Origin of the sequence: Nannocystis bainbridge, from assembly GCF_028368995.1 — a bacterium.
Taxonomy (GTDB): domain Bacteria; phylum Myxococcota_A; class Polyangia; order Nannocystales; family Nannocystaceae; genus Nannocystis; species Nannocystis bainbridge.
Genome location: NZ_JAQNDL010000003.1, coordinates 1,166,421 through 1,175,773, shown reverse-complemented (window position 1 = coordinate 1,175,773; position 9,353 = coordinate 1,166,421). Strand labels below are relative to the sequence as shown.

General features: G+C 74.2%; 3 protein-coding genes. All 3 read right to left on the bottom strand.

The window, feature by feature from the left end:
- Positions 1-2: 2 nt before the first annotated feature.
- Genes POL25_RS29935 through POL25_RS29925 form a run of 3 tightly spaced genes read right to left on the bottom strand, consistent with a single transcriptional unit; the run spans position 3 to position 9,266 of the window.
- A complete protein-coding gene (locus POL25_RS29935) occupies positions 3-5,615 on the bottom strand; it encodes a type I polyketide synthase (protein WP_272089662.1) in 5,613 nt (1,870 codons plus the stop codon).
- Complete coding sequence (locus tag POL25_RS29930) at positions 5,612-7,900, bottom strand: beta-ketoacyl synthase N-terminal-like domain-containing protein (RefSeq protein ID WP_272089661.1); 2,289 nt, start codon at positions 7,898-7,900, stop codon at positions 5,612-5,614. Before POL25_RS29930 ends, POL25_RS29935 begins: the two co-directional genes overlap by 4 nt.
- Positions 7,901-7,919: 19 nt before the next feature.
- Positions 7,920-9,266, bottom strand: coding sequence for an NAD(P)/FAD-dependent oxidoreductase (locus POL25_RS29925; protein ID WP_276594435.1), 1,347 nt, complete (start codon positions 9,264-9,266; stop codon positions 7,920-7,922).
- Positions 9,267-9,353: the final 87 nt, after the last annotated feature.

The following is a 9,353-nucleotide window of genomic DNA, read 5'->3' as shown; positions in this document are numbered from 1 at the left end:
GTTCATAAGCGGGTCACTTCCCATTCGTCGGCGACCCCGGCCGTGTCGCCGCGGTCGCGCATCGCCTCGACGAGGCGCGCTTCGGTCCAGCGCTCGGCGAGCTCGCGGCCCAGCTGGCGCAGCGTCGTCCCTTGCAGGAACGACACCACCGGCAGCCGGACCCCGGTCCGCGCGTGGACCCGGTTCTTCAGCTCGATCGCCATCAGCGAATCGACCCCGTGGTGCTTCAGTGAGGATTCGTGATCGATCTGCGACGGGGCCAGGCGCAGCACCTGCGCCGCCTGCTCGCGCAGGAGCTGCTCGCACAGGCGCGCGCGCCCGGGCGGGTCCGCGGCGACCAGAGCGGCCTGCAGATCGGGGCTGGCCTCCGTCGCGCGCGACTGCTCGCGCAGGCGGGCGAACAGGCCGCTGCCGGCGATCTGCGGGTGGTACTCGAGCCAGCGCGCGGGGTCGAAGGCGGCCACGCCGAGCAAGGTCTCGCCGGCGGCGATCAGGCGGCCGAGCAGCGGGCCGCTGGTGGCCGGGTCGAGCGAGGCCATGCCGCGGCCAGCGAGGCGAGCCCCGCGATCGGAGCGGGCCGCGGCCAGGCCGACGTCGGCGAAAGCGCCCCAGTGGATCGCCAGAGCCGGGAGGCCGGCGGCGCGGCGGTGCAGGGCGAGCGCGTCGACAAAGGCGTTGGCGGCGGCGTAGTTGGCCTGGCCCGGCGAGCCGAACAGGGACGAGGCCGAGGAGTAGAGGACGAACCAGTCGAGCGGCAGGTCGCGCGTGGCCTGGTGGAGGTTCCAGGCGCCGCGCACCTTGGGCGCGAACACGGCTTGCAGGCGCTCGCGGTCCTGGTCGACGACGAGGCCGTCGTGGAGCACGCCGGCGGCATGGACGACGCCGGCCAGCGGCGGCATGTGCAGCCGCATCGAGGCGAGCACGCGCGCGAGCTCGGCAGGCTCGGCGATGTCGGCCCGCTCGACGACGACCTGGGCCCCGGCCGCGGCGAGCCCGGCGATAGCCTCGACCTGGGCATCGCTGCCGACGCCGCTGCGGCCGACCAACACGAGGTGGCGCGCGCCGGCCTGGACCAGCCAGCGCGCGGCCTCGAGGCCGAGGCCGCCGAGGCCGCCGGTGAGCAAGTAGGTCGCGTCGGCGCGCGCGGTGACGACGGCGGGCGGCGGCAGCGGGCGCTGGACGATGCGGGCGACGCGGCGGCCGTCGCGAGCGAGCACGACCTCGTCGTCGTCGCGATCGGCGAGCAGCTCGCGCGCGAGGTCGTCGACGACATCGTCGTGGAGGTCGACGCGGGTGCAGCGGAGCTCGGGGTGCTCGTAGGCGACGGTGCGGCCGAGGCCCCACGCCATGGCCGCAGGCGGATCGGGCAGGTCGCCGGTCGATTGCGCGTGACGGGTGACGAGCCACAGGCGCGGGGTGATGTCGTTCCGGACGAGCGCCTGGACGGTGGCGAGGGCGCCGAGGTAGCCGCGCTCGCCGAGGTCGTCGGCGCGGCGGGGGAGCTGGCAGACGACGCCGCGCAGGGGATCTCCGGCGAGGGCGAGGTCGCCGAGGCGATCGAAGCCGAGGGTGGTGACCCGCTCGCCGTGGCGCGTGAGAGCGGCGGTCAGCGGGGCGAGGTCGTGGTCGTCGCCGACGAGCAGCCAGCGGCCGTGGATGTCCGAAGGGACAGGTTCACCGGTCTTCGCGGTCGACTCCCACTCGACGGCGAAGGCGGCGGGCTGGGCCCTCGCCTCGAGCCGCTGGACCCGGAGGCCGACGATCTCGGCGACGACGACGCCGCCCCCGTTCAGCAGGGTGATGTCGGCGGTCGCAAATTCGCCTGCGCCCGGGCGCAGGCGGACGTGGCTGGTCAGCGTGGCGCCGGGGCGCGCGTGCAGGCGGACCCGCTCGGCGGCGATCGGCAGGGCCGGGCCGCTGGCGCGCAGGCCGTCAGGCAAGGCGGCGAGGATGGTGTGTAGGCCGGCGTCGAGCAGGGCCGGGTGGATCTGGTGGCGGTCGGCGGTGGCGACCAGCGCGGGCGAGAGGCGCAGCTCGGCCAGCGCCTCGCCAGGGCCGTGGACCAGCGACTGCACGCCGCGGAAGGCCGGGCCGTAGTCGAGGCCCTGGCGGGCGAGGGCGGCGTAAAAGGCGTCGCCGGACAGGGACTCGCGGCAGCGGGCGCGGACCTCGACGAGGTCGGGGACCGGCGGGACCTGAGTGTCGCTGCGGGTCACGCGGGCGGTGGCGTGAATGATCCAGGGGCCGTCGCCCTCGCGGCTGGCGAGCTGCACGCGCGCGCCGATGCTCGCGGGGGGATCGGTGGCGAGGTTGGTGCTGGCGGAGGAATCGGTGGAGAGGTTGATGCTCGCGGAGAGGTTGTTGCTCGCGGCGGAATCAGTGGCGAGGTTGTTGCTCGCGGTGGAAACAGTGCGGGCGAGGTTGTTGCTCGCGGAGGAACCCGTGGCGAGGTTGTTGCTCGCGGTGGAATCAATGTGCTTGGTGCTCGCGGTGGAATCCGTGGTGAGGTTGTTGCTCGCGGTGGAATCACTGCGGTCCGTGATGCTCGCGGATTCCCTCGTGAGGGCGACCTGGACCTGGCGGGGGGCGTCGTCGGTGAGCACCAGCGCGGTCGAGAAGGCGACCTCCGTGAGCTGCCACGGTCCTGTCCCGAGGGACATGTCAGCGGCGGCCAGGGCCATCTCGAGGGTCGCGGCGCCGGGCAGCACCGTCGCGCCCTGGACCTTGTGATCGACCAGCCAGGACGGGTCGTCGCCGGCCAGCTCGGCCTGCCAGAACTGCGTCGGCGTGGCGATCGAGGCGGAGAAGCGGGTCCCGAGCAGCGGGTGTTCGCGGCGGGCCTCGCCGTCGCGGGGGCGCCTTCGGGCCGTCGGCAGCCAGTGGCGCTGGCGCTGCCACGGGTAGCGCGGCAGGGCCACGTGCGCGGTCGGTCCGGGCCACAGGCGCTGCCACGCGAGCGGGTGGCCGTGTACGTGCATCGCCGCCAGGCCGCCGAGCAGGGCGGCGCGCTCGTCCTGGTCGCGGCGCAGGCTCGCCAGCGCCAGGGCCGGGCCGTCGCCGGGCTCGCGCGCGTGGGCCTCGGCCGCCATCGCCGCGAGGAAGGGCAGTACCACCGGGTGAGGGCTGACCTCGAGCAGGACATCGTGGCCGTCACCGAGCAGGTGCTCGATCACCGGGGCGAAGCGGACCGGGTCGCGGAGGTTTCGCCACCAGTAGGCCGCGTCGAGCTCGGCGCCGTGGATCCGCGCACCGGTGACGGTCGAGTGCAGCGGCACGGCGCCGGCGCGCGGGCGGATGCCGGCGAGGGCGCGCCGCAGATCGTCGCGCAGTGGGTCGACCATCGGGCTGTGCGAGGCGACCTCGACCTTGACGCGGCGGCAGAACACCTCGCGCGCCTGCCACTCTTCGAGCAGGACGTCGATCGCCGCCGGGTCGCCAGCGATCACGGTCGAGCGCGGGCCGTTGATGGCGGCCACGGTGACGCGACCGCCGAGGCGGGCCAGCGCGGGGGCGATGTCGGCGGCCGCGAGCTCGACCGCCGCCATTGCCCCCTGACCGCCGAGGCGCCGCATCAAGCGGCTGCGCTCGCAGATCACCTGGGCGGCGTCGTCGAGGCTGAGGGCCCCGGCGACGCAGGCGGCCGCGACCTCGCCCATGCTGTGACCGACGACGACGTCGGGCTCGACGCCCCACGACCGCCACAGGGCCGCGAGCGCGAGTGACACGGCGAACAGCGTCGGCTGGACCACGTCGATCGCCGCCAGCGCGGGGGCTTCGGGATCGCCGGCCAGCACCTGCGACGGCGACCAGCCGGTGAACCGGCGCACGGCGACGTCGGCCTCGGCCAGGGCGGCGCGGAACACCGGCTCGTCGGCGAGCAGCTGGCGGCCCATGCCGAGCCACTGCGAGCCCTGGCCGGGGAATACGAACACCACCCGTGAGCGCGGGCGGGGGCGGGCGCGGGCGACCTGGCAATCGGCGTGGGCGTGGCCGTCGGCGAAGCCGCGCAGCGAGGTGGCGAGCGCATCGGTGGCGGCGCCGACGATCGCGAGGCGGTGCTCGTGGGCATCGCGGCGCACCGCGGCGGCGGCGGCCAAAGCGGCCAGGGGCGGGGCGTCGTCGGCTTCGAGCAGGGCCGCGAAGGCGCGGGCCTGGGCCTGCAGGGCCTGCGGGCTGCGGGCCGAGAGCACGAGCAACTGGGCCCGGCGATCGACGCTCGCGGTCGGCGATGGCCCCGGCGGCGGTTCGGCGAGCACGACGTGGGCGTTGATGCCGCTGAGGCCGAACGCGCTGACGCTGGCGAAGCGCGGCCGACCCTCGTCGGGCCACGCGGCCGCGGCCGTCGGCACGGTCATGGCGTGGCTGTCCCATGGGACATGTCGATTGCGGGCCTGCAGCGTCGGGTGCGGCGGGAACTCGCGCCGCGACACCACCAGGGCGGCCTTGATCAGGCCGGCGATCCCGGCGGCGGCGTCGAGGTGGCCGATGTTGGCCTTGAGCGCGCCGAGCCGCAGCGGCGCGCTGGCGTCGCGGCCGGGGCCGAGGGCGGCGGCGATGGCCCGGGTCTCGATCAGGTCGCCGAGCTCGGTGCCGGTGCCGTGGGCCTCGTGGTAGCCGATTTGGCGCGGCTCGATCCGGGCGTCGGCCAGGGCGGCGCGGATCAGGGCCTCCTGGGCCGCGCCGCTCGGCACGGTCAGCCCGCCGCTGGCGCCGTCGTGGTTGATCGCCGAGCCGCGGATGACGGCGACGATCCGGTCGCCGTCGCGCTCGGCGTCGGCGAGGCGGCGCAGCACGATCATCGCCGCCCCCTCGCCGCGGCCGAGGCCGTCGGCGCCGGCGTCGAAGGTCTTGCAGAGGCCGTCCTGCGCCATCACCCGCGACTTCGACAGCGCGATCGTCAGCGCCGGCGAGATCACCAGGCTGACGCCGCCGGCCAGCGCCAGGTCGCACTCGCCGGCCCGCAGGCTGCGGCAGGCCTGGTGCACGGCCACCAGCGAGGAGGAGCAGGCGGTGTCGATCGCCAGGCACGGGCCCTGGAGGCCGAGCAGGTAGGCGATCCGGCCCGGGGCGAACGACATCTCGTTGCCGGTCAGCCAGTAGGTGTCGATCGCGGTCGGGTCGCCGTCGGCGAGCAGGCTCGCGTACTCGCTGCTCATGATGCCGGCGAACACGCCGGTGCGGGTGCCGGCCAGCGCCGCGGTGGCGACGCCGGCGTCCTCGAGCGCCTCCCAGGCGACCTCGGCGAGCACGCGGTGCTGCGGATCGATGCGCTCGGCCTCGCGCGGCGAGACGCCGAAGAAGGCGGCGTCGAAGCCGGCGACGTCGCGCAGAAAATGGCCGTAGCGGCTGGCGACCTTGCCGGGGGCGGCCGGGTCGGGGTCGTGAAGGGCGGCGATGTCCCAGCGGTCGGCCGGGACCTCGACCTGGGTGGTGCCGCCGGCGCGCAGCAGGTGCCACAGGGCGTCGGCGTCGTCGACGCCGCCGGGCAAGCGGCAGCCGACGCCGACGATGGCGACAGCTTCGCTGCGGCCGCGCTCGAGCTCGTCGACGCGGGCCTGCAGCCGCTCGAGCGCGAGGAGGGCCTGCTTGAGCGGGGACAGCTCGGGCGTGGTCATGGCAAGTACCTCCGGAGGTGTTCGAGTCGGCGGGCCAGCTCGGCCTCGGCCTCGACCTCGGTGAGCGCGGCGAGCTCGCGAGCGCGGGCGTCGACCGGGGCGTCGGCGGCGGGCTCCGGGAAGGCGGCGGCGAGCAGGCGCCCGGCGAGGCCGTCGAGGCTGGGGTGGTCGAACAAGAGGGTGGGAGGCAGCTCGCAGGCGAGCTCGCGCTGGAACCGGGTCCGCAGGGCGAGCGCGGTCAAGGAGCTGACGCCGAGGTCGAACAGGCGGGCGTGCGGGCCGATCGGGAGGTCAGCGGGCAGCTCGAGCGCGGCCCGCAAGGCCTGCTCGACGTGCTGCAGCAGGCGAGCGCGCCGCAGCCCCGGCGAGGCTTCGCGCAGGGCGGCGAGCAGGGGCGGGATGACCGGGTCGACGGTGTCGTCGCCGGTGCTGGCGTCGATATCGATCTTTTCGGGATTCTCTGATTCGGCGTCCACGGCCGGCGGGGTGGCGAGCCACTCGAGCCACATGCGCTCGCGCTGCCACGGGTAGGTCGGCAGCGATACGCAGCGGCCCGCCGGCACCAGCGGGCGCCAGTCGATCGCCGCGCCGGTGTTGTAGGCGGCGATCAGCCGGTGCAGCTCGCTCGCTTCGATGCCGGTCGCGGTGCAGGGCGAATCGGCGGAGGTCGCGAGCGAATCAGCAGTGCTCGCGGGCGAATCAGCGGAGTTCGCGGGCGAATCAGTGGAGTTCGCGGACGGAGCTCCGGCGAGCCAGCGCGCCAGCGCGTCGGCCAGGGCTGGAGCGCTATCGCCGATCACCGCCACGCGGTGAGCGTGGTGACTGCGCAGCAGCGCGGCGGTGAAGCAGACGTCCCGCAGCGCCGCGGCGTCATCCGACTCGAGCCCTCGCAGCTGCTCGATCGTCGCGGCGGCGCGGGCCCGCAGCGCCTGCGCATCGCGGGCCGACAGCGGGAGCGGCAGCAGGCCGCGCGGCGCCGGCAGGGCCGCGGCTGGCTCGGCCTCGCCGAGCACCGCGTGAGCGTTGACCCCGCTGAACGAAGTCGTCGTCACCGCGGCCACCCGCGCCCGCGCGCGCCGCGGCCAGGCGGTCGTCTCGGTCTGCGCCGCGAGGCCGAGGCCCGCGAGGTCGATCGCCGGGTTGATCCGCTCGAGGTGCAGCGTCGGCGGCAGCTCGCCGTGGTGCAGCGCCAGGCACACCTTGATCAGGCTGGCGACCCCGGCGGCGGGCTCGAGGTTGCCGATGTTGGTCTTGACCGAGCCGACGGCGCAGGGCCGGCCGCGCGCCGCCCCACCGAGGGCCGCCCCGAGCGCGGCGGTCTCGGTGGCGTCGCCCTGGGGGAAGCCGGTGCCGTGGAGCTCGACGTAGTCGACCTCGGCCGGGTCGACGGCGGCGCGGGCCAGGGCGTCGCGGATCGCCGCCGTCTGGGCCTCGGCGCGCGGGGCCATGATCCACGGCCCGCGCCCGTTGTGGTTGATGGCGACGCCGCGCACGTAGGCGTACACGCGGTCGCTCGCGGTCACCTGCGAGCGCAGCTTGAGCACCACCAGGCCGGCACCCTCGCCGCGCACGAACCCGTCGGCGTCGGCGTCGAGCGCCCGGCACAAGCCCTGGGCCGACAGCACGCCGGCCTTGGACATGATGATCGCGCTGTCGGGCGCGAGGATCAGGTTGACGCCGCCGGCCAGCGCCAGCGTGCTGTCGCCGCTCCACAGGCTCTGGCAGGCCTGATGCAGCGCGACCAGCGAGGCCGAGCAGGTGGCGTCGAGGGCGACGCTGGGGCCGCGCAGGTCGAAGGTGAAGGAGATCCGGTTGGCGGCGAAGGCCATCGGCGTGCCGGCGGCCGCGTAGCCGTCGAGGCGGTCGCGGTCGCGCGACTGCATGCGCGCGTAGTCGTTCCAGGTCGCGCCGACGAACACGCCGGTGCGGCTGCCGGCGACCGCCTCGAGCGGGAGGCCGGCGTCCTCGAGCGCCTCCCAGGCGACCTCGAGCAGCAGCCGGTGCTGCGGATCGATCGCCCTGGCCTCGCGCGGCGACAGCCGCAGGGCCCGCCAGTCGATGCCGTCCACCTCGGGCAAGAAGCCGCCGCTGCGGCACAGCGTGCGCCCGGGTCGCTGCGGGTCGGCGTCGTGGAGCGCCGCGGCGTCCCAGCGCGACGGCGGGACGCCGACGATCGCGTGACGACCGGCGCGCAGCAGCGACCAGTAGGCGGTAGGGTCGGGGGCGCCGGGGAAGCGGCAGCCGAGGCCGACCACGGCGACGGGCTCGAGCGCGGGCGTGACCATGGGATCCTCGCGCGGCGAATCACAGCACCGACGAGAACGCCGACGAAGTCAGCGAGCCGAGGTACTTGTGCCAGATGTGCTGATCGTTGCGCTCGACCTCGGTGACGATCCGCCGCATCTCGGTGAGCACGGCCGGCTCGTCCTCGTCGTACATGTCGCCCTGCAGCAGCTTGAGCACGTCGATGCGGTGCCGCGGGTCCTGCACGAACGCGGTGAACAGCACGTTGAGGCGGTAGTAGAGGTTGATGAAGTTGTACCAATTGCGGGTGCCGCGGCGCATCAGCGTCTCGAAGGTGCGGAAGCTGTCGCGGCGGAAATCACCGCGCTCGGCGGCGGCCAGGATGTCGTGCGAGATCAGCCGACCGCTGTTGAGCGCGATGCTGACGCCGCTCGAGAAGATCGGGTCGACGAAGCGCGCGGCGTCGCCGACGAGGGCGAACCCGTCGCCGCAGATCTCGCGCATGGCGTAGCTGTAGTCGCCCTCCTCTTTGAGCGGCATGACCTGCCGGGCGGCGCGCAGGCCCTCGTACAGCTCGGGGCGGCTCTGCAGGCACTCCCAGAAGAACTGCTCGCGGTCGAGCCGGCTCTTGGCGAAGTTCGACTTCTGGGTGACGACGCCGATGCTGGTGACGGACTCGGAGATCGGGATCTGCCACACCCAGGTGTTGGTGAGCGGCAGGAAGTGAATGAAGATGTACTCCGGCTGGCCGCGGCCATGGGCCAGGCGGTCGCGGTCGTAGCCCTCGAACCAGGTGTGCAGGGCGTATTGATTGAACACCGGGTCCAGCACCTTGAGCTTGAGCTGGTTGCCGAGCAGCGTATGCCGACCGCTGGCGTCGATCACCATGCGCACGCGGGTGCGGATGTCCTGCTGGCCGAGCTTGAAGTGGACCGTCGGCTGGGTCGGATCGGACAGGTCGACGCCGCGCACGCGCACGCCCTCGTAGACCTCGGCGCCGAGCTGGTGCGCGTGCTGCAGCAGCATCAGGTCGAACTTGGCCCGGTCGACGTGGAAGGTGTAGTTGCGGTCGACGCCGGCCTGCTCGCGCTCCTCGAAGCGGATGTCGACGTGGCAATCGGCCGCGAGGCCCTCGAACTGCATGGCGTAGACCGGCGCGCGGTCGGCCGAGGTCCAGGCGGCGCCGTACTTCTTGGGGAAGCCGGCGTTCTCGAGCGTGTCGAGGAACCCGATCTCCTTGAACACCCGCGTCGCCGCCGGCACCAGGCTCTCGCCCACGTGCGGCCGCGGGAACAGCTCGCGCTCGAAGACGACGCACTTGAGGCCCGCGCGCGCCAGATAAGAGGCGGTGGCCGACCCGGCCGGCCCGCCGCCGATGATCCCGACATCAAAATCCACGTTCGACATTGAACATTCGCTCCACTGCAGACAAATAAACTCCGCGCGCCGCCGCGGACGCGGCGGTGCGATGGCGGCGACCGGGCCTGCCCCGAT

Coding starts and splice junctions, on each gene's coding strand:
- POL25_RS29935 (WP_272089662.1), bottom strand. CDS start 5,615: ATGACCACGCCCGAGCTGTCCCCGCTCAAGCAGGCCCTCCTCGCGCTC.
- POL25_RS29930 (WP_272089661.1), bottom strand. CDS start 7,900: ATGGTCACGCCCGCGCTCGAGCCCGTCGCCGTGGTCGGCCTCGGCTGC.
- POL25_RS29925 (WP_276594435.1), bottom strand. CDS start 9,266: ATGTCGAACGTGGATTTTGATGTCGGGATCATCGGCGGCGGGCCGGCC.